This window comes from Achromobacter animicus (assembly GCF_902859585.1).
Classification (GTDB): Bacteria; Pseudomonadota; Gammaproteobacteria; order Burkholderiales; family Burkholderiaceae_B; genus Achromobacter; species Achromobacter animicus.
Genome location: NZ_CADIJM010000019.1, coordinates 18350 through 39107 on the forward strand (window position 1 = coordinate 18350; position 20758 = coordinate 39107).

The 20758-nt window shown below is 66.7% G+C and carries 21 protein-coding genes; 11 read left to right on the plus strand and 10 right to left on the minus strand.

Annotated features, from left to right (window positions below; all coding sequences use genetic code 11):
• Positions 1-41: 41 nt before the first annotated feature.
• Positions 42-494 carry a GFA family protein gene (locus HV681_RS25300; RefSeq protein WP_175125872.1) on the minus strand — a complete coding sequence of 151 codons (453 nt, stop codon included), beginning with the start codon at positions 492-494 and terminating at the stop codon, positions 42-44.
• 243 nt (positions 495-737) lie between these two features.
• Between HV681_RS25300 and HV681_RS25305 the strand changes: the two genes are divergently transcribed.
• The 6 genes from HV681_RS25305 (at position 738) to HV681_RS25330 (ending at position 5438) form a co-directional block, all read left to right on the plus strand.
• Positions 738-1619: a phosphoribosylaminoimidazolesuccinocarboxamide synthase gene (locus HV681_RS25305; protein ID WP_175125873.1), complete on the plus strand. Its 882-nt coding sequence runs from the start codon at positions 738-740 to the stop codon at positions 1617-1619.
• 195 nt (positions 1620-1814) lie between these two features.
• The gene (locus HV681_RS25310) at positions 1815-1973 is read left to right on the plus strand and encodes a DUF5993 family protein (protein WP_175125874.1); all 159 of its coding nucleotides are present in this window, start codon (positions 1815-1817) and stop codon (positions 1971-1973) included.
• A 10-nt stretch (positions 1974-1983) separates the two neighbouring features.
• Positions 1984-2556: a disulfide bond formation protein B gene (locus HV681_RS25315; protein WP_175125875.1), complete on the plus strand. Its 573-nt coding sequence runs from the start codon at positions 1984-1986 to the stop codon at positions 2554-2556.
• Between the two features lie 103 nt (positions 2557-2659).
• Positions 2660-3181 carry a 5-(carboxyamino)imidazole ribonucleotide mutase gene (gene purE / locus HV681_RS25320; protein WP_175125876.1) on the plus strand — a complete coding sequence of 174 codons (522 nt, stop codon included), beginning with the start codon at positions 2660-2662 and terminating at the stop codon, positions 3179-3181.
• A 5-nt stretch (positions 3182-3186) separates the two neighbouring features.
• The gene (locus tag HV681_RS25325) at positions 3187-4377 is read left to right on the plus strand and encodes a 5-(carboxyamino)imidazole ribonucleotide synthase (protein ID WP_175125877.1); all 1191 of its coding nucleotides are present in this window, start codon (positions 3187-3189) and stop codon (positions 4375-4377) included.
• An 11-nt stretch (positions 4378-4388) separates the two neighbouring features.
• Positions 4389-5438, plus strand: a complete 1050-nt coding sequence (locus tag HV681_RS25330) for an L-threonylcarbamoyladenylate synthase (RefSeq protein WP_175125878.1) — start codon at positions 4389-4391, stop codon at positions 5436-5438.
• 12 nt (positions 5439-5450) lie between these two features.
• On the opposite strand, the gene HV681_RS25335 is transcribed toward HV681_RS25330, so the two are convergent.
• The 4 genes from HV681_RS25335 to HV681_RS25350 are packed head-to-tail and all read right to left on the minus strand — an operon-like array spanning position 5451 to position 8688.
• On the minus strand, positions 5451-6278 hold the full coding sequence (locus HV681_RS25335) for an IclR family transcriptional regulator domain-containing protein (protein WP_175125879.1): 828 nt from the start codon (positions 6276-6278) through the stop codon (positions 5451-5453).
• Positions 6278-6919: a 3-oxoacid CoA-transferase subunit B gene (locus HV681_RS25340; protein WP_175125880.1), complete on the minus strand. Its 642-nt coding sequence runs from the start codon at positions 6917-6919 to the stop codon at positions 6278-6280. Before HV681_RS25340 ends, HV681_RS25335 begins: the two co-directional genes overlap by 1 nt.
• Before the next feature lie 25 nt (positions 6920-6944).
• The gene (locus tag HV681_RS25345; RefSeq protein WP_175125881.1) at positions 6945-7625 is read right to left on the minus strand and encodes a 3-oxoacid CoA-transferase subunit A; all 681 of its coding nucleotides are present in this window, start codon (positions 7623-7625) and stop codon (positions 6945-6947) included.
• 43 nt (positions 7626-7668) lie between these two features.
• Positions 7669-8688, minus strand: a complete 1020-nt coding sequence (locus HV681_RS25350; RefSeq protein ID WP_175125882.1) for a Bug family tripartite tricarboxylate transporter substrate binding protein — start codon at positions 8686-8688, stop codon at positions 7669-7671.
• A 353-nt stretch (positions 8689-9041) separates the two neighbouring features.
• On the opposite strand from HV681_RS25350, the gene HV681_RS25355 reads away from it, so the two are divergent.
• The 5 genes from HV681_RS25355 to HV681_RS25375 all read left to right on the plus strand — a co-directional run bounded on the left by HV681_RS25355 (position 9042) and on the right by HV681_RS25375 (position 15992).
• The gene (locus tag HV681_RS25355) at positions 9042-10064 is read left to right on the plus strand and encodes an amino acid ABC transporter substrate-binding protein (protein WP_175125883.1); all 1023 of its coding nucleotides are present in this window, start codon (positions 9042-9044) and stop codon (positions 10062-10064) included.
• Positions 10065-10251: 187 nt separating this feature from the next.
• Entirely contained in the window at positions 10252-10770 is a 519-nt protein-coding gene (locus tag HV681_RS25360; RefSeq protein WP_056570892.1) for a sigma-70 family RNA polymerase sigma factor, read from the plus strand.
• On the plus strand, positions 10767-11729 hold the full coding sequence (locus HV681_RS25365; RefSeq protein WP_056570890.1) for a FecR domain-containing protein: 963 nt from the start codon (positions 10767-10769) through the stop codon (positions 11727-11729). Before HV681_RS25360 ends, HV681_RS25365 begins: the two co-directional genes overlap by 4 nt.
• Before the next feature lie 97 nt (positions 11730-11826).
• Positions 11827-14232 carry a TonB-dependent siderophore receptor gene (locus HV681_RS25370; RefSeq protein ID WP_175125884.1) on the plus strand — a complete coding sequence of 802 codons (2406 nt, stop codon included), beginning with the start codon at positions 11827-11829 and terminating at the stop codon, positions 14230-14232.
• Between the two features lie 200 nt (positions 14233-14432).
• On the plus strand, positions 14433-15992 hold the full coding sequence (locus HV681_RS25375) for an acetolactate synthase large subunit (RefSeq protein WP_175125885.1): 1560 nt from the start codon (positions 14433-14435) through the stop codon (positions 15990-15992).
• A 55-nt stretch (positions 15993-16047) separates the two neighbouring features.
• On the opposite strand, the gene HV681_RS25380 is transcribed toward HV681_RS25375, so the two are convergent.
• The 5 genes from HV681_RS25380 to HV681_RS25400 are packed head-to-tail and all read right to left on the minus strand — an operon-like array spanning position 16048 to position 20733.
• Positions 16048-16758, minus strand: coding sequence for an ABC transporter ATP-binding protein (locus HV681_RS25380; protein ID WP_175125886.1), 711 nt, complete (start codon positions 16756-16758; stop codon positions 16048-16050).
• Positions 16758-17516: an ABC transporter ATP-binding protein gene (locus tag HV681_RS25385; protein WP_175125887.1), complete on the minus strand. Its 759-nt coding sequence runs from the start codon at positions 17514-17516 to the stop codon at positions 16758-16760. Before HV681_RS25385 ends, HV681_RS25380 begins: the two co-directional genes overlap by 1 nt.
• On the minus strand, positions 17509-18627 hold the full coding sequence (locus HV681_RS25390) for a branched-chain amino acid ABC transporter permease (RefSeq protein ID WP_175125888.1): 1119 nt from the start codon (positions 18625-18627) through the stop codon (positions 17509-17511). Before HV681_RS25390 ends, HV681_RS25385 begins: the two co-directional genes overlap by 8 nt.
• Positions 18628-18657: 30 nt before the next feature.
• Positions 18658-19539, minus strand: a complete 882-nt coding sequence (locus HV681_RS25395; RefSeq protein ID WP_175125889.1) for a branched-chain amino acid ABC transporter permease — start codon at positions 19537-19539, stop codon at positions 18658-18660.
• Positions 19540-19572: 33 nt separating this feature from the next.
• Positions 19573-20733, minus strand: coding sequence for an ABC transporter substrate-binding protein (locus HV681_RS25400; protein ID WP_175125890.1), 1161 nt, complete (start codon positions 20731-20733; stop codon positions 19573-19575).
• Positions 20734-20758 lie beyond the last annotated feature (25 nt).

A 20758-nucleotide genomic window follows, 5' to 3' on the forward strand; every position in this document is an offset into this window, starting at 1 on the left:
GCCAGCTCTTTTTGTTTTTGCGGCCATGACGGACGCGCGTCCTACCCCGGCGAATTCTTCCCGAAGCTCGGCACCGACCGATCCACGTGATGCCATGACGGCGCCGAGTCCGTCCACAGGCTTGCCTGGGAATGAAACGCTTCGGGGTCATCCAGCGACCCTGCGCGCACGACTTCGTAGCCCATGCCTTCCGAATTGCCGAACAGCGGCGTGCCACACGCCGCACAGAAGCTGCGCATGACGGTGTGGCCGGAGTCGCCCTGGTAGCGGTGTTCCTTGGGTTGTCCGCGCAGCAGCGTGACGGCGCCCGCGGGAAAGATCAGGGCGTGGGCCGGCGCGCCGCCGCTGGAGTACTGGCAGTCGCGGCAGTGACAGGTGGCGGCGGTGATGGGCTCGTCGGTGAGGGCGTAGCGGATGGCGCCGCACTGGCAGCCGCCTGTCATGTGGACCTGCGCGTCGGCGTGGGGCATGCGTTTGGGGGAAGCATCCTGCATACGGCTTTGTCTCCGGGCGGTGTTGCGCCGTGACGCTCGGGGCGGCCGGCGCGAATCATGGATGGGAAAGAAAGCCTACCCCGCGCCCGGAGCGGCGGCAAGACGAACTTATTTGCAGTAATCTATGCGCTTTGCGGAAGCTGCCGTCCGGCGCCGCCTCCGCCTGGTGCCCGATTTCGTTTCCCTTCCCGCCCTGGCGCCTGCCCGCGGCGGGAATGTTCATTTTTGCCATAGGCCATTCCCGTGACTTCTGCTTTGCATGAATCCAGCATCAAGTCCCTGCCGCTGCTGGGACGCGGCAAGGTGCGCGATATGTACGCGGTCGGCGACGACAAGTTGCTGATCGTCGCGTCGGATCGCATCTCCGCATTTGACGTGATCCTTGACGACCCCATTCCCGGCAAGGGACAGGTGCTGACCGAACTGACCGAATTCTGGTTGCAGAAGCTGTCGCACATCCTGCCCAACCACTCGACCGGCGTGAAGCCCGAAGACGTGGTGGCGCCCGACGAAGTGGATCAGGTGCGCGGCCGCGCCGTGGTGGTCAAGCGTCTGAAGCCCATCCTGGTGGAAGCGGTTGCCCGCGGCTACCTGATCGGTTCGGGCTGGAAGGACTACCAGGCGACCGGCGCGGTTTGCGGCATCAAGCTGCCGGCCGGCCTGCAGCAGGCCAGCAAGCTGCCCGAGCCCATCTTCACGCCCGCCGCCAAGGCCGAGTTCGGCATGCACGACGAGAACGTGGACTTCGCGCACGTGGTCAAGGAAGTCGGCCAGGAAATGGCCGAGCGCATCCGCGACGTGACGCTCAAGCTGTACGCCGAAGCCGCCGCCTTTGCCGCCACCAAGGGCATCATCATCGCCGACACCAAGTTCGAGTTCGGCCTGGACGACAACGGCACGCTGCACCTGATGGACGAAGTGCTGACGCCCGATTCGTCGCGCTTCTGGCCCGCCGACGGCTACCGCGTCGGCATCAGCCCCCCGTCGTTCGACAAGCAGTTCGTGCGCGACTGGCTCGAGACGCAAACGTGGGACAAGACCCCGCCCGCGCCGCGCCTGCCGCAGGAAGTGCTGGAAAAGACGGCCGCGAAATACCGCGAAGCCCTGGACCGCCTGATCGCCTGATCGCCTGATCGCGTCCACACCAAAAAAGCCGCTCGTCGTCCGAGCGGTTTTTTTTCGCCGGCAGGTCTTGACGTGGCGCCGCAGGCTGACGCAACCCCTCGGGCAAACCCGCATTTTCAGCGCGAAATTATTTCGGATTGTTACGCTATACTCGACCGCTGCTTGATACGGGATTTCCGAGAAAAGGAGCGCCGCATGGTGATGATGCTGCCCTTTGTGACTGGGACGCTGGCAGTATGGTTTGGGCTCGTGGGCCGGCGCCGTCCGTGCGTTACCTTCTGGCTGCTGACCCTGGCCATCTTCGCCGCCTGGTGCAAATACCACATGACCAGTCCGCTGGCGATGTCCCTGTGAAGCGGCAGCGATGATCTTTTCCAGCAATCCGGCGCGCGGCTCGCGCATCCTCAATGCCCTGGCGCTGCTCGGGGTCACCGGCATCCTCTGCATCGCCTTCGCCTGGCAATTCGCCTACGACGAATTGCCGTGCCCGCTATGCCTGCTGCAGCGCGTGGCGCTGATCCTTGCGGGTGTGGGTTTCCTCTTGAACCTGCGACTCGGACCGTCGCCGATGCACTATGCGATGAGCATTGCCGGCGCGCTGGCCGGCATGCTGGCCGCGGGACGCCAGGTGCTGCTGCACATTGCCCCGGGCGACGCGGGCTACGGCACGCCCTTTCTGGGCGTGCACTTCTATACCTGGGCGTTCGTTGCCTTCACGGCGATCATCGTGTTCTGCGTCGTCATGCTGTGCGTGGACCGCAAGTGGGGCGACAGCATGCTCAAAAAGCCCGTCTCGATGCTGGGCATGGTGGTCATGGCCCTGTTTTTCGTCGTCGCCCTGGCCAATGCCGGCAGCACCACGCTGCAGTGCGGTTTCGGACCGTGCCCGGACGATCCGGTCACCTACCTTTGGCTGAAAAGCGCCACGTTGCCGTAGCAGTCTTCAGCGCCGGGTAAAATAGCGGGTTTCGCGGGCCGGTCCCGCGGTCCCCCGACATTTCGCGGCGCGTGCGCCGTGTCTCAACTACTAGACACCGGTTATGACAGACCAGACTTCCGCAGCGGCGCAAGCCTCCCCCGTGGTGGGCGTGATTATGGGATCTTCCAGCGATTGGGAGGTCATGAAGCACGCGGTGACGATGCTGGAGGATTTCGGCGTGGCCTACGAGGCGCGCGTCATCTCCGCGCACCGCATGCCGCAGGACATGGCCGAGTACGGCGCCGCGGCGCACCAGCGCGGCTTGCGCGGCATCATCGCCGGCGCCGGCGGCGCGGCGCACCTGCCGGGCATGATGGCTGCCCTGACCGAAGTGCCGGTGTTCGGCGTGCCGGTCCCCTCCAAATACCTGCGCGGCGAAGACTCGCTGCTGTCCATCGTGCAGATGCCCAAGGGCGTGCCGGTGGCCACCTTTGCCATCGGCGAAGCCGGCGCCGCCAACGCCGCGCTGCACGTGATCGCCACGCTGGCGGGCACCGATGCCGGCCTGCACGCAAAGCTGGTGGCGTTCCGCGCCCGCCAGACGCAGGTCGCGCGCGACATGAAGGTTCCGCCCGAGGCCTGATCCGAATGACTCAATCGACTCCTTTCCTCATCGCGCCCGGCGGCTGGCTGGGCATGCTGGGCGGCGGCCAACTGGGCCGCATGTTCTGTCACGCCGCGCAAAGCCTTGGCTACAAGGTCGCGGTGCTGGACCCGGCCGCAGAATGCCCGGCCGGCATGGTGGCCGACCTGCACATCCAGGCCGCCTATGACGACGAGGCCGGTCTGGCCCGCCTGGCGCAGACGTGCCAGGCCGTCACCACCGAATTCGAAAACGTTCCCGCAGACAGCCTGCGCGCGCTGGCGACCCAATGCCGCGTCAGCCCGGCTGGCGACGCCGTGGCCATCGTGCAGGACCGCATCGCTGAAAAGACCTTCATTGCCGCGCAAGGCATCCCGGTCGCGCCGCACGCCGCCATCCGCAGCGAAGCCGATCTGAACGCCGCATCAGACGCGCTGTTCCCCGGCATCCTCAAGGTGGCGCGCCTGGGATACGACGGCAAGGGCCAAGCTCGCATCAACACGCGCGAAGAGGCGATTGCCGCTTTCGCGGAATTCGGCGGTGTGGCTTGCGTGCTGGAAGCGCTGATGCCGCTGGATTACGAAATCTCGGTCGTGCTGGCGCGCGGCTTTGATGGTGCCAGCGTGGTGTTTCCCGTGGCGCGCAACGTGCATGTCGACGGCATCCTCGCCGTGTCCACCGCGGCGCCCGTGCAGCAGGACGCGGCCCACGCCGAACGCCAGGCCCGCGCCACCGAAGCCGCGCAGGCCATCGCGCAGGGGCTGGGCTATCACGGCGTGCTGTGCGTGGAATTCTTCGTGCTCAAGGACGGCAGTCTGATCGTCAACGAGATCGCGCCGCGTCCGCACAACAGCGGCCACTACACGATCGACGCCTGCGTCACCAGCCAGTTCGAGCAGCAGGCGCGCGCCATGGCCGGCCTGCCGCTGGGCGGCACCGACCTGCTGGCGCCCGCCGTCATGCTGAACATCCTGGGCGACATCTGGTACGCCGGCGCAACGGGTGACGCCCAACGCGAGCCCGATTGGGCGGCCGCGCTGGCCGTGCCCTCGGCCAAGCTGCACCTGTACGGCAAGCGCGAGGCGCGCCGTGGCCGCAAGATGGGCCACATCACGATCGTGGCATCCACCTTGCAGCAGGCCCGCGACGACGCTGCCCGCGTGGCCGCCGCGCTGGGCATGCAGGCGCCCGAGTAAACGGCAAACCGATGTCTTCATCTCCGTCCGCCTCCGCCAGCGCCGCGGAAATCGCCCACGCCGCCCAGCGCATGCTGGACGGCGAACTGGCCGCCTTTCCGACCGAGACCGTCTACGGCCTGGGCGCGGACGCTGAAAACCCGCAGGCCGTCGCCAAGATCTACGCGGCCAAGGGCCGGCCCTCGAACCATCCCGTCATCGTGCATATTGCGCCTCACGGCGACGTGGCGTATTGGGCGGCGAATGTGCCGCCTGAAGCGCAACTGTTGATCGACGCGTTCTGGCCGGGTCCGCTGACCTTGATCCTGAAGCGCGCGCCGCACATCGTCGACACGGTGAGCGGCGGGCAGGACAGCATCGGCATCCGTTGTCCGTCGCATCCGGTGGCGCAGGCGCTGCTGGCGGCGTTTGCGGCAGGCAAGCCGAACGGGCAGGGCGGGGTGGCGGCGCCATCGGCCAACAAGTTCGGCCAGGTGTCGCCCACCCGCGCCGAGCACGTCCGTAACGAGTTCCCCGACGAAGTCGCGGCCGGCATGCCCGTGCTGGAAGGCGGCGCGTCGGACGTTGGCATCGAATCCACCATTCTCGACCTGTCGCGCCTGGATCGCGGCGCGGGGCCCGTGCTGCTGCGGCCCGGCCACATCAGCGCCGCGCAGATCGAGGCCGTGCTGGGCGTGCAGGTCTTTGCGCCCGACGCCGCGGCGCCGCGCGCGTCCGGCACGTTGAAGGCCCATTACGCGCCGCGCACGCCGCTGGAACTGGCCAACGAGGCCCGCATGAACGATGTGCTGGCCGGACGCAATCTGCCCGAAGGCCGCGTGGTGCTGGTGGCCTACGGCCCGCAACCCGCCGCAGCCGATCCCCGCGTGCAGTGGCAACCGGTATCCGCGGACCCGGCGCGCTATGCGCAGGCGCTGTACGGCCTGCTGCGCGATCTGGATGGTCAGGGCTATGCGCGCATCATTGTGCAGGCGCCGCCCGCCACCGATGACTGGCACGCGGTCAACGACCGCATCGGCCGCGCCGCCGCGGCCTTCACGCTGGACACCACCGGCCTGTAACCTGCCGGCCGCTCACGCGGCCAGGAATTCCCCGATCCGTTCCACGGCCTGCCGCAAAGGCGGCAGGAAGTCATCCTGCAGGCGGCTGAGCGGCACGCGCGCCGCCTTCACGCTGACATTCACCGCCCCGCAGGCCTTGCCGCTGGCCGATCGCACGGCCACCGAGATCGCGCGCACATTCAATTCCAGTTCCTGGTCGACGACCGCATAGCCCTGCTCGCGGATGCGCGCCAGTTCCGCGCGCAGCTTTGCCTCGGTGGTCAGCGTGAACTCGGTATAGGGCTGCAGGTCGGTCGCCGCGAAATACCGCGCCAGCGCAGGCTCCGGCAGTTCCGCCAGCAGTACGCGCCCGATCGACGTGCAATACGCGGGCAGGCGGCTTCCCAACCCCATCGACGTGGCCAGCAGACGGTTCACCTCGGACCGCGCGAGGTAAAGCATTTCGTGGCCTTCCATGATGGCGAGCGCGCAGGTCTCGTTCACGGTCGCGCTCAATTCTTCCAGCACCGGCTGCGCCAGCGAAACGAACGGCGTGGACGAAAAGTACGCGTAGCCCAGCCCCAGAATGCGCGGCGTCAGCACGTAGAGCCTGCCGTGCTGCTCGGCCATGCCCAAGAGGATCAGCGTGTGCAGGCAGCGTTGCACGACGGCGCGCGGCAGGCCGGCGCGCCGGCTCAGTTCGGCCGCGGTCTGCGGATGGCGGCGCGTGCCGAAGGCGCGGATGACGTGCAGGCCGCGCGCCAGCGTCAGCATATAGTCCGGATCGCCGCGCAACTGGTCCGGATGGTCTTCGGCCGTGGGCGGCGCGGCGTAGCCGGGAGCGGGCAGGTTGGGCAGCATCAGGCTGCGCGCAGGGGCGCGCCGGTGCGCGTCTGCAGTTCGGTTAGCGTCATGCCGTCGATCATATCCCGGACCACCAGGCCGTCTGGCGTGACGTCGATGACCGCGAGGTCCGTGTAGATGCGGTCCACCACGCCCGCGCCGGTCAGCGGATAGGTGCAGCGCTCGACGATCTTGGGATCACCGTTCTTGCTGTTGTGCTCCATCATGATGAACACGCTGCGCGCGCCCACGGCCAGATCCATCGCGCCGCCGACGGCCGGCGCTTCGCCGGGCTTGTTCAGCGACCAGTTCGCCAGATCGCCGTTGGCCGCAACCTGCATGCCGCCCATCACGCAGATGTCCAGATGGCCGCCGCGCATCATCGCGAACGAGTCCGCGTGATGGAAATACGAGCCGCCGGTCAGCAGGGTCACCGGTTGCTTGCCGGCGTTGATGAGGTCCAGGTTGATGTCGGCCTCGGCCGGGGGCGGCCCCATGCCGAGGATGCCGTTCTCGCTGTGCAGCACGATCTCTCGGCCCTCGGGTAGATGGGCGGCCACCAGCACCGGCATGCCGATGCCGAGGTTCACGTAGCTGCCGTCGGGAATGTCCAAGGCCAGGCGGCGCGCCATGGCTTCGCGGGTCAGGGGATGAAACATGCGGACTCCTTCAAGCGGAATGGCGTCAACTGGAAAAGGCGGCGTTAGGCACTTCGGTCACGCGCTTGACGAAGATGCCCGGCGTCACCACGGCCTCGGGCGGCAGTTCGCCCAATTCAGCCTTGGCGCGCACCTGCACGATGGTCGTCTTGGCGGCCATGCACATGATGGGGCCGAAGTTGCGCGCGCTCATGTTGTAGGTCAGGTTGCCCCAGCGGTCGCCGCGGTCGGCCTTGACCAGCGCAAAGTCGCCATGCAGCGGCTCCTCGAACACGTGGCCGCGGCCGTTGATGATGCGGGTCTCCTTGCCGCGCGCAAGCTCGGTGCCGTAGGCGGTGGGCGTGAAGAAGCCGCCCAGTCCCGCGCCGGCCGCGCGCAAGCGTTCGGCGATGGTGCCTTGCGGCACGCATTCGAGCTCGATGCGGCCTTGCCGGTAGAGTTCGTCGAAGACCCAGGAGTGCGAAGCCTTCGGAAACGAGCAGATCACCTTGCGTACGCGTCCGGCTTTGGCCAGCGCGGCCAGGCCCGTCTCGCGGTTGCCGGCGTTGTTGCTGACCACGGTGAGTTCGCGCGCGCCTTGGTCGATGAGGGCGTGGATCAGTTCGGTGGGCATGCCGGCGCCGCCGAACCCGCTGATGAGCACGATGGCGCCGTCATGCACATCCGCAACGGCGGCTTCCGGCGTGTCGATGAACTTGTCGATCATGGGAGGGCTCCGATGAGGCGGACGCCGCGGCGCCCGGCCCCGCTCAGTTCACGGTGATGTTGGCCTGCTTGATGATCTCGGCGTAGCGTGCCGAGTCCTTCTTCATCAAATCGGCAAACTCTGCCGGCGTGCCGCCCACCGGCAGAAAGCCCGCATCCACGAACTTCTGGCGCACGTCCGGCTCCTTGACGATCTCGCTGATCTCGCGCGCCATACGTTCGATGATCGGCTTGGGCGTGTTGGCCGGCGCCATCAGGCCGGCCCACGAACCGGTGACAAAGCCCGGCATGCCGGCTTCTTCCATGGTGGGAATGTCCGGCTCCGTGGGCCAGCGTTCCTTGCCCGTGAACGCCAGCGCCTTCAGGCGGTTCTGCTTCACGTATTGCATCGGCACCAGCACGGGATCGAACACCATGCTTACGCGGTTGCCCAGGATGTCGGTCAGGATCGGCGCGCTGCCCTTGTACGCCACGTGCGTCATCGTGATCTTGTTCTGCAGCGCAAAGTCGGCGCCGGTCAGGTGCGCGCTGGAGCCGTTGCCGCTGGACGCGTAGGTGAGCTTGTCCGGATTCTTGCGGGCATACGCGACCAGCTCCGCCACGGTCTTGACGGGAAGCTCGTTTGCCACGAACAGGAACAGCGGCAGGTCCGCCATCTGCACAACGGGCGTCAGGTCCGCGGGCGTGTAACCCAGCTTGTAGAGATGGAAGTTGATGATGTAGGCCGGCAGCATCGACAGGAACGTATAGCCGTCGGGTTCCGCCTTGGCGGCCAGCGCCGACCCCAGGCTGCTGTTTGCGCCGGGGCGATTCTCGACGACGATGGTCTGGTTCAGCCGCGGTCCCAGCTTTTCCATCACGATGCGCGTCACGATGTCAGTGGAACCGCCCGGCGTGTACGGCACGATGATCTTGATCGGCTTGCTGGGCCAATTATCGGCCGCGTGGGCGGGGCCGGTGGCCAGGCCGGCCGCCGCCAGCGTGGCGAACAGCACGTGTTTGATAACGCGGCGGCGGTCAGTGGCCGCCGGGTGATGAGGCTGCGACTTGCATGCATGTGCCATGGACTTGTCTCCTCCATGAATCGGCCGATTGCCGCTGCGCGTCCGGGTTTTTATGTGACGCGACGGCTTTTAAGGGTCTGCGGCTTTGCCGGCTATCGGACAAAGACGCAAAAAAAGTATGGCACGGGGAAATCGGCACGACGGCGCATGTCCCCGCCAAAAAAGTTCGATCACCGGACAAGGGGTTCGCGTTCACCAGTGCGCCATTTTTACGGGTTTTCACTAGGGACCGGCGCGTTGTTCACGCTGTGGACATGCCTTAATCTGGCGGCCGGTCCGGTAAGGCAGGACCTGGTTTCAACTGTCCCCGGCTACAAGCCCAGGGCGGTCATCTATCTCAGGAGAAGCAGAACATGAAGCGGAAATTGATGGTTGCGGCCGGCGCGATTGCCCTGGCCTGCGCGTCCCAGGCGGCGATGGCCGGTCCCACGCTGGACGCGGTGAAAAAGAAGGGATTCGTGCAATGCGGCCTGACGGACGGCGTCTCCGGATTCTCCGCGACGAACAGCAAGGGCGAATGGGAAGGCATGGATGTGGATATCTGCCGCGCGGTGGCGGCGGCGGTGTTCGGCGATGCCTCGAAATTCAAGGGCTCCGCGCTGTCCACCCAGCAACGCTTCACCGCGCTGCAATCGGGCGAGGTCGACGTGCTGCTGCGCACCGTGACGCTGACCCAGACGCGCGACACGTCGCTGGGCCTGTCCGCAGTTGCCGCCAGTTTCTATGACGGCCAGGGCATCCTGGTGAGCAAGAAACTGGGCGTCAAGAGCGCCAAGGAACTGAACGGCGCCACGGTCTGCGTGCAGCCCGGCACCACCACCGAACTGAACCTGGCCGACTGGTTCCGCGCCAACAACATCGAGTTCAAGCCGGTCGTGATCGACAAGGTGACCGAAGTCGTGCGCGCCTTTGAATCCGGCCGTTGCGACGCCTTCACCGACGACGCCTCGCAACTGGCCGCCGTGCGCGCCACGCAGGTCGCCAACCCCAACGACTACGAGATCCTGCCGGAACGCTTCTCCAAGGAGCCGCTGGGTCCCATGGTCCGACAGGGCGACGAGAACTGGCTGGGCATCGTGCGCTGGACGTTGTTTGCGCTGCTGGAAGCCGAGGAATACGGCATCACGCAGAAGAACGTGGACGACATGCTCAAGAGCAAGAACCCCAACGTGCTGCGCATCCTGGGCGTGACGCCGGGCGCCGGCAAGAACATGGGCCTGGATGAGAAGTGGGCCTACAACGCCATCAAGGCGGTGGGCAACTACAGCGAGGTGTTTGAGCGCAATGTGGGCAAGGACAGCAAGCTGGGCCTGCAACGCGGCACGAACGCGCTGTGGAACCAGGGCGGCGCGATGTATCCGTGGCCGATCCGTTGATGGGTAATCACCCATAGCGGACGGACAAACCCGTCGGATGTGATCGTGCAAGGCCTCCTTCGGGAGGCCTTGCTGTTTCCGGGTGCGACCCGAACGGGAACGAGGCGTGCCTCGGAAAGGGGACGCCTTGGCACGTCTGCGATAGAATGCGAGCGATTCCCATTTGCAGATAACCGCCCGCCGCGCCATGCTTCCGCCTTCCACGCTTACCTCGGACCATCCTCTGCTGGCCCGGATCTACACCGAAGACAGGCCATGGCTGCTGGGTCGCCTTTACACCCGGCTGCGCAACCTCGAAGACGCCGAAGACGTCGCGGGCGACACGTTCGTGCAGCTCATCCAGACGCCGCGTCTCGCCTCCGTGCGCGAGCCGCGCGCGCTCATCATCACCATCGCCAAACGCCTGGTCTGGAAACTGTGGCGCCGCCGCGAGCTGGAAGCCGCGTGGCTGGAAAGCCTGTTTCATCAGGGCGAGCAGTTTGCGCCGTCGCCGCAGGAACAGCTTGCCATCCTGCAGACGCTGCAGCAGGTGGACCAGATGCTCGACGGCCTGTCTGCGAAGGCGCGCGCCGCGTTCCTGTACAGCCAGCTCGACGGCCTGACGCACAAGGAAATCGCCGCCGCGCTGGGCGTGTCGGTGAGCATGGTGCGCCAGTACATCTCGCAGGCGCTGCAGCGCTGCTACGCGCTGGCGGATGCGCAATGAGCCGCGAGCAAACCGTGGCCGAGGCCGGGGACCGCGCGATCGGCTTCTGGGTCAAGCTGACCTCGGGCGAGGCGACGGACGCCGATCACGCCGCCTGTGCCGCCTGGCGCGCGGCTGACCCGGCCCACGAACATGCCTGGGCGCGGCTGCAGCAGGGCCTGAGCCAGTCGGTGGGACGGCTGGAATCGGTCATGAAGAACGAGCATCACGCGCTGCGGCGCACGCTGGTGCGTCCGGCGCGCCGCCGCGTGCTTCTCAACGCGGCCGCCTTGGCCGGCGCCGCCGCGGCCGGCGGCTGGGTGGCCAACCGCATTTCCCCGCTGGGCAATCTGACGGCCGATCTGGGCACCGCCACGGGGGAACGCCGGACCTACACGCTGCCGGACGGCAGCCTGCTGACCCTGGATGCGCGCAGCCGGGTGGACTTGGACTTCACGGCGGACGCGCGCAGCGTGCGGCTGCTGGAGGGCGCGTTGGTGGTGCAGCCGCGCACCGGCCTTACGGCGATGTTTGCGGTGCACACGGCGCACGGGCAGGTCCGCAGCGCGGGCGCGGGCTGCATGGTGCGGCTGGAAGAGGAAGCCAGCCTGGCCGTGGCGTTGCAGAGCAGCGTCGAAGTGCTTCCGCGCGATGCGTCGCCGCTGACGCTGGCGATGGGGCAGGGCGCGCGTTTTGGCGCCGCCTGGGCGGACCGCCCGCAAGCGATGGAAGACGCCGCGTCGTGGCGCGAGGGATGGCTGAAGGTGCGCGACCAGCCGCTGGGCGAGATTGCCGCGGCGCTGGCCAGCTACCGCACGGGCGTGCTGCGCGTCAGCCCGCAGGCCGCCCGCCTGGCGGTGTCCGGTCTCTATCCGCTGGACGACACCGACCGCGCGCTGAGCGCGCTGGAACACACGCTGCCGATCACGGTCAGCCGCTATACGCGCTGGCTCACTTTGATCGACGTCCGTCCGGCCTGACCGGTTTTTTTCACTTTTTTTCGCACGAGGACTGTCACTTTTCCGATCTCGCGGCACATACCCAGATATCACTGTGCGCAACGTATCGGAGAGCTTCATGCGCGTTTTGCCTGTTCCCCATGTCCTGAGTATCGCCGTGGTCCTGGCGGCGTCCAGCCTTGGCCAGCCCGTCCAGGCCCAGCCGCGGGCGCCCATCGCGTTCGATCTGCCCGCTGGCAGCCTGGACGCAACGCTGACCGAGATTGCGAGGTTGAGCCGGACCGTCGTTTCCTACGATCCGCAGCTCGTGCGCGGCCTGAATGCCCCCGCGGTGCGGGGCGTATACACCACGGACGCTGCGCTGCGCGCCGCCCTGGCGGGCAGCGGACTCGAATCCACACAGGCCGCGGACGGCACGCTGACCCTGCGGCGTGCGCCGCCTCAGACCCCCACGCTCGCACCGGTCACGGTGTCCGGTAATTTGCCGCCCGTGGATACCAGTGACACCTACGTCGTGCAGGTGACGAACAGCGCCACGCGCCTGAACCTGTCGCAGCGCGAGACGCCGCAATCGGTAACGGTGGTGACGCGCCAGCGCATGGATGACCAGTCCATGCGGAACCTGGACGACGTGTTGCAGGCGACCACCGGCATTTCGGTGGTTCAGAGCGGTTCGGAGCGCTCGACCTACCAGGCGCGTGGCCAACAGATCGACAACCTGCAAATCGACGGCGTGCCGGTCAACATCACCAACCCGTATTCGTTCGACGCCATCAACAAACCCACCACCGAGATCTATGACCGGGTCGAGGTCGTGCGCGGCGCCACGGGCCTGCTGGAAGGGGCCGGCAACCCGGCGGCCGCCATCAACCTGGTGCGCAAGCGGCCCGGCTACGAGACGACGGGGGTCATGACGGTGTCGGCGGGATCGTGGGACGACTACCGCACCATGCTCGACGTGTCCTCGCCTTTGAACGACGCCAAGACGCTGCGCGGACGCGCCGTGATGGCTTACACCAATTCAGGCGACTTCCAGCAACATGCGGGCAAGGAGAACACGCTCTTCTACGGCATCCTGGAGGCCGACATCACGCCCGCCACCACGGTGACGGCGGGCCTGACCTACCAGAAGGACCGCAACCAGGGCTATGACTGGTCCGGCCTGCCGACGCGGACCGACGGTTCGTTCTACCCGATGTCGCGCAAGACGAGCCTGGTCGGCGACTGGAACTACGTGAACAAGCGCAACACCAACCTGTTCGCCGACATCAGGCATGAATTCGACAACGGCTGGAAGTTCACCCTGGCCGGGAACTGGCTGTCCGCCAAGTCGGACTTCCTGGGAAATTACACGCAGCGCACCACCGGCGACCTTTTCACACTGAACCCGCGCCTCTTCCATTTCAACGATACGCAGTGGGGCGTGGACGCGTATGCATCGGGCCCGTTCCAATTGCTGGGCCGCCAGCATGAGCTGGTGGTGGGCGCCTCCACGCGCAAGGACGACTTCGACTATCACGGTGGGCGCGACGCCAGCTATCGCTACGTGGTCGACATGAACGACCTGAGCGCCTTCGATCCGCCCGTGCCGACCGGGCTGGACGTGGACATGTGGCAGTACAACATCACGCAGAAGCAGCAAGGGATTTACACCGCCGGCCGCTTCAGCCTGACCGACAGCACGACCTTCCTCGTCGGTGCGCGCATGAGCTGGTTCGAATTCGACCGCTTTGCGCAGACCACCGTGCGCACAGGAAGCCGCTATGAGCAGCGCGGCAAGGTCACGCCGTACGCTGGTGTGGTGCAGGACCTGAACGAGAACCTGTCGGCGTACGCCAGCTATACCGAAATCTTCAAGCCGCAGGAAAACATTGGCGTCGACGGCAGCGTGCTGCCGCCGATGACGGGGCAGAACTACGAGATTGGTCTGAAGGGCGAGTTCATGGACCGCCGGGTGAACGCCGCGCTGGCGCTGTTCCAGACGGACCAGAAGGGCCGGGCCGACCGGATCTACGACATGGACCTGTGCCCGCCGGGCGTCCTTTCGTGCTTTCGCGCTGCCGAGAAGGTGCGCAACCGGGGCGTGGACTTCGAGATCAACGGCGCCATCACGCCGGCCTGGAATGTCAGCCTGGGCTACACGTACACGCAGTCCAAATATGCGCAGGGTCCGCTCGCCGGCCAGACATTTGCCAGCACCTTTCCGCGTCACCTGCTGAAGGTGTCCACCGACTACCGACTGCCGGACCAATGGAACAAGCTGCGCGTGGGCGGCTCGGTCTATGCGCAGAGCGGCATCTTCAACACCGGCACGACGGGTGGAGTCGACTACAGGATTTCGCAGGGCGCCTACACGCTGGTCGGCCTGCATGCGGTCTACGACGTCAACAAGAACCTGGCGGTGCAGTTCAATGTGGACAATCTCTTCGACCGGAATTACTACCAGTCGGTGGGCAACACCGACTACTTCAATTACTTCGGCCAGCCGCGCACTTTCCGCCTCGCGCTGCGCGCCACGTTCTGACGGCATGCGAACCGGGGGCGACCGTCTGCTTCCCGGGCGCCGCCCTGTTATGTTCCGCCAGGCGGAACACTGCCCGGAATGGTTCCATGCGCGCAAGCGGAAATGGCACTATCGCGAATCCGCCAGGCTCCCTATGATGTCCGTTGCGCGGGTGGCCTTGCCACCCGCTACTGCCATTGATAACTACCAGGGAAACAACGATGAACGGCGCCGATAGCCTTTGCGACACCTTGCTTGCCAATGATGTGGACGTTTGCTTTGCAAATCCGGGCACATCCGAGATGCACTTTGTGGCGGCCCTGGATCGCAAGCCCAAGATGCGCTGCGTGCTGGGCCTGTTCGAAGGCGTGGTGACGGGCGCGGCCGACGGCTACGCGCGCATGGCCGACAAGCCGGCAGCCACGCTGCTGCACCTGGGCCCGGGCCTGGGCAATGGCCTTGCCAATCTGCACAACGCCAAGCGTGCGCGCACGCCGATGGTCAACATCGTGGGCGACCACGCCACCTATCACGTGCAGTACGACGCGCCGCTGACCAGCGACGTGGAAGGCGTGGCGCGGCCGATGTCGCACTGGGTCAAGCGCACGATGACGGCATCGGCCTTGTCCGCGGATGCCGCCGAGGCCGTGGCCGTGGCGCGCCGTTCGCCGGGCAACATCGCCACGCTGATCCTGCCGGCCGACACGGCCTGGACCGAGCTGCCCGATAACGCGCCCGCGCCCATCGTGGCCAAGGACGAGCCGCTGGTGCAGACCACCGCCGACGCCGTGCGCGCCGCCGCCGCCGCCATCCGTTCCGGCGAAGTCACCGTGCTGATGCTGGGCGGCGCCGCGCTGCGCGAGCGCGCCCTGAACGCGGCCGGCCGCATCGCGCGCGCCACCGGCGTGCGCCTGGTGTCGGAAACGTCTAACCGCCGCATCGAACGCGGCGGCTCGCGCACCCCCGTGGACCGCCTGCCGTATCCGATCGACATGGCCGTGGCCAAGCTGAAGGACGTGAAGCATCTGGTGCTGGCGGGCGCCAAATCCCCGGTCGGCTTTTTTGCCTATCCCGGCAAGCCCAGCCTGCTGGCCCCGCAGGACAGCAACCAGCTCGTGCTGGCCACGGCCGACCAGGACCTGCCGCACGCGCTGGAATGGCTGGCCGACGAACTGGGCATCGCCGCCGACGCGCCGCGGCTGGTGGCGCCCGCGCCCAGCTACGAAGTGCCTGCGTCCGGCAAGCTGACCGGCGCCGCGGTCAACATCCTGGTCGCGCACCACCTGCCCGAACAGGCCATCGTCTGCGACGAGTCCATCACGCAGGGCCGCGAATTTCCGCTCTACAGCGTCAACAGCGCGCCGCACGACTGGCTGATGCTGACCGGCGGCGCCATCGGCATCGGCCTGCCGATGGCGACGGGCGCGGCGGTGGCGTGCCCCGATCGCAAGGTCGTGACCCTGCAGGCGGACGGCAGCGGCATGTACACCTTGCAGGCCTTGTGGACGCAGGCGCGCGAGAATCTGGATTGCCTGACCATCATCCTGGCCAACCGTTCCTACGCCACGCTGCACGGCGAGATGAAGAACGTGGGCGTGCAGGAACCGGGCCGCAACGCGCGCCGCATGCTGGACCTGCAGGATCCGCATCTGGAATGGACGCATCTGGCGCGCGGCATGGGCGTTGAAGCGGTCAGCGTGGATACGGTCGAAGGCTTTGCGCGCGCGCTGGCCGAAGGCTTGAAGCGCCGCGGCCCGTTCCTGATCGAAGCGGTGATCTGACGATTGCCGCATTGGCGCGGGCGCTTGGCGAACAGTCTTCGCACGCGCCCCGCTGCTACACCCCCAGATAGCGCGTCAACTGCTCCGGCTGCCGGGCCAGCGACGCGCTATCGCCATCCTGCACGATCAATCCCTTCTCCATGACCAGACACCGATCGGTGTGTTCCAGCACCGCGCGGTAGTTGCGGTCCACGATCAGCGTGGACATGCCGGTCGCGCGGATGTCGCGGATGATGCGCCAGATCTCTGCCACGATCAGCGGCGCAAGGCCTTCGGTGGCCTCGTCCAGGATCAAGAGGTCGGGATTGGTCATCAACGCCCGGCCGATGGCCAGCATCTGCTGCTCGCCGCCCGACAACTGCTGGCCGCCGTGACCCAGGCGCTCGCGCAGGCGCGGAAACGTGTCCAGCACGCGCGCATACGTCCAGTCCTGGCCGGCGCGCTTGCCCGGCCTTGCGGCGACCTGCAGGTTCTCGCGCACGTTCAGGTTGGGAAAGATGCCGCGCCCCTCGGGCACGTAGGCCACGCCCATGCGAGCAATCGCGTGCGGCTGCGCGTGCGTGCAGTCGCTGCCCCGCACCCGCACGTTGCCCTGCGCGCTTTTCACGTGGCCCATCAGGCTGCGGATGAGCGTGGTCTTGCCCATGCCGTTGCGGCCCACCAGACCCACGGATTCTCCTGGCGCGATGTGCATGTCCACGCCGCGCAGCACATGGCTGGCGCCGTAGTACACGTGCAGGCCGCCGGCTTCGATCAGCGTGTGCATCAATGCGCTCCTTCGTCTTCGCCCAGGTAGGCGGTGCGCACCTCGGGATTGGCGCGGATCTGCGCGGGCGCGCCGCTGGCGATTGCGCTGCCGTTGACCATCACGGTGATGGTTTCGGCGATGCGGAACACGGCGTCCATGTCGTGCTCGACCAGCAGGATCGCATGGCCGGTCTTGAGCGTTTGCAGCAGGTCCAGGATGCGGTCGGTTTCTTCGGGGCCCATGCCCGCCAGCGGTTCGTCCAGCAGCAGCACCTGCGGTTCGCCCGCCAGGCACATCGCGATCTCCAGCTGGCGCTTGCGGCCGTGGGCCAGCAGACCGGCGGGTTGCATCGCGTCGCCCGTCAGGCCCGTGCGGTCCAGCGCCTCGCCGGCCAGGTCGGCGCTGCGGCGGCAGCTCGCGGCGTCACGGCACCAGTGCCAGAAGCGCTGCCGGCTGGCCTGCGCCGCAAGCCGGCAGTTCTCGAACACGCTGAGTTCCGGAAAGATCGTGGATCGCTGGTAGCTGCGGCCCAGCCCGGCGCGTGCCCGTTCGGGCTGCGGCCAGGCGGTGATGTCGCGGCCCGCCAGCGTGACCTGCCCGCTGCTGGCCGCCAGTTCGCCCGACAGGATGTTGATGAGCGTAGACTTGCCCGCCCCATTGGTGCCGATGACGGCGTGCACCTGGCCGCGCTGCAATTGCAGCGACACGCCGTTGACCGCCGTGAGACCGCCGAAACGGCGCGTGACCGCGGTGGCGGCAAGCAGGACATCAGACATGGCGTTCTCCCTGAATCGGCAGGCGGGGGGCGGGCGTCTTGGATGGCGCGCGTGACGGCGTGATGGCGTCCCGGCTGGAGTCGATTCGGGAGTCGATTCGGGTGTCCTTGCCTGCGCCCTTTCCGGCATCCGCCAAGCGCGCCTGCCGGCGCTCGCGCCATTGCGCCGGCAATCCTGCCAGCCCGTTCGGCAGCAACGCCACCAGCGCAATGATCGCGATGCCCAGCGGCAGATGCCAGTGGCGCGCGTAGTCGCCAAACAACTCCTGCGACTGGAACAGTTCCTGCAGCAGCACCATCGTCACCGTGCCCAGCACCGCGCCGCCCAGACTGCCCATGCCGCCCAGGATGACCATCAGCAGCACCAAGCCGGACTGTTCCCACGCCAGCAATTCGGGCGTGACGAAGCCGTCCTTCAACGCAAACAGAAAGCCCGCCAGCGCCGCCAACGTGGCCCCGACGACGTACGCGGCCAGCTTGTACGGATAGGTCGAATAGCCCGCCGCGCGCATGCGCTGTTCGTTGATGCGAATGCCGGCCAGCGCCGCGCCGAAGGGCGAGCGCCGCAGCAGCGCCAGAAACCCCCACGCCAGCGCCAGGCACGCCAGGACGAAGAAGTAGAACGTGCTGCCATTGCTTAAATCGAACGGCATCCAGCCGCCCAGCGAGAGTTCGGGCCGGAAGTACAGATAGATGCCGTCGCTGCCGCCGCCGATCTTGGTGTCGTGAAAGACGTAGTAGGCCATCTGCGAGAAGGCCAGCGTGACCATGATGAAGTACACGCCGCGCGTGCGCAGCGCGAGCGCGCCGGTGACCAGCGCATAGGCGGCGGCCGCGAACAGGGCGGCTGGCAGCAGCCACCACAGCCCGGCCGCTTCAGACTCCGGCGACAGCAGCGCCGCCACGTACGCGCCGATGCCGAAGAACGCGGCGTGTCCCAGGCTGACCAGCCCGGCGCCGCCGACCAGCAGTTGCAGGCTCAGCGCGAAGATCGCGTAGATCATGATCTTCACCGCAAGGCCGGTGTAGTAATCACTGCCGCTGAACGAAAAGGCGGCCAGCGCCAGCAGCGCGGCGAAGGGTAGAAGTCGGTTGAGCAGAGGCGTGCGCATGCGAGAGGGTCCTTTTGATGTCGACAGGACCTAGCCCTGTTTGAACAGCCCTTCGGGCTTGCATAGCAGGATGAAGGCCATCAGCAGATAGACCAGCACGCCCGCCGCGGAAGGGAACAGCACCTGGCCGAAGGTCTCGGCAAAGCCCACCAGCATCGCGGCCAGGAAGGCGCCGCGGATCGACCCGATGCCGCCGATCACCACCACCACGAAGCAGATGATGAGCACGCCGTTGCCCATGCCGGGATAGACCGACGACACGGGCGCGGCAATGCTGCCGGCCAGCGCCGCCAGCGCCACGCCCGCCGCGAACACCACGCGGTACAGCTTGTTGATGTCGATGCCCAGCGAGCTGATCATCTCGCGGTTGCTGGCCCCGGCACGCAGCATCATGCCCAGCCGGGTGCGCGATATGACCCAGTACAGCAGCATCGCCACCGCAATGCCCACGGCCGAGATGAAGAGCCGGTAGACGGGATATGTCATCACGTCGCCCAGCGCAATGCTGCCCTGCAGCCACGATGGCAGCGGCACCCCGTGCACGTCGTTGCCAACAAGAATGCTGCGCAGCTCCTCGAACACCAGGATCAGGCCGTAGGTCATCAGCACCTGCTGCAAGTGATTGCGCTTGTACAGGTAGCTGAAGAACGCGGCTTCAAGCAGGTAGCCCAGTACGGCGGCGGCCAGCACGCAGACCGCCAGCGTCGTGAGAAAGCCGCCGCCCAGCCAGCGGTCCACCACCGGACCCAGCGCAAACGCCATGTACGCGCCGATCATGTAGAAACTGCCGTGGGCCAGATTGATGATGCCCATGATCCCGAAGATCAGCGTGAGTCCGCTGGCCACCAGGAACAGCAGCAAGCCGTACTGGAATGCGTTCAGGCTCTGAATGAGCAGGATGCTGATGTCCATGGGGCCTCCCTGTGGCGGACGCGGTGCGTGGCGTTACAGCTTGCAGCCGCGCGCGGGGTCGGCCAGCTTCTGAACCGCGACTTCGACGACCTTGTTCTCCAGGCCGTCGACGCGGCGCAGGTAGATGTCCTGCACGGGGTTGCCCGCCTTGGACAGCGTGAACGAGCCGCGCGGGCTGTCCACGGTTGCCGTGCGCATGGCGCTGCGGAAGGCTTCCTTCTTCGAGAAATCGCCCTTCACGGCCGTGAGGCCCGACTGCATGAGCTGCGCGGCGTCATAGCCTTGCACCGCATAGACGTCCGGCTGCATCTTGTACGCCTTGGAATAGTCGGCGCGGAACGCGTTGTCGCGCGGCGTGTTCAGCCCGTCGGCGTAGTGCAGGGTGGTCAGCAGCCCCTGCGCGGACGCGCCCTGCGCCTGCAGCGTGCCGTCCGTCAGGAAGCCCGAGCCGTACAGCGGAATCGTCTTGTCCAGGCCGGCGGCGTGATAGTCCTGCACGAACTTCACCGCGCCGCCGCCCGCAAAGAAGGTGAAGACCATGTCCGGCTTGAGCGCGGCAATCTCCGTCAGCAGCGACTGGAATTCCACGTTGGGAAACGGCAGGCTCAGTTCGCGCACGACCTTGCCGCCGGCCTTCTCGAAGCCTTCCTTGAAGCCGCCGATGGCTTCGTCGCCCGCCGCGTATTTCCACGTGATGGTCACGGCCGTCTTGTGGCCCTTGGCATAGGCCACCGGTCCCATCGCATAGGCCGGTTGCCAGTTCGTGAACGAGGTGCGGAAGATGCCGGGGCCGCACAGCGGGCCGGTGATTGCGTTGGCGCCGGCGTTGGTCACGATCAGCGTGGTGTCGGCATCCTTGGCGGCTTTGGCCAGCGCCATCGCCACGCCCGAATGCACCGTGCCGATCAGCACGTCCACCTGGTCGCGCTTGATGAGGCGGTTGGCGTTTTCAGCGGCCTTGGCCGGGTTGGATTCGTCGTCCACCTTGAAGTATTCGATCTCGCGCCCGCCCAGCTTGCCGCCTTGCTCGGCAACGTAGAGCTTGAAGCCGTTCTCGATGGCGTTGCCCAGCGCGGCGAAGGTGCCGCTGTAGGGCAGCATGAAGCCGACCTTGAGCTTGTCGTCGGCATGCGCGCCGCTTGCGGCGATCGTCAGGGCGGCGGCCAGCGCGGCCCGGGTCAGGACGTGGTTCATGGTTTGTCTCCGTGCTTGTTATGGG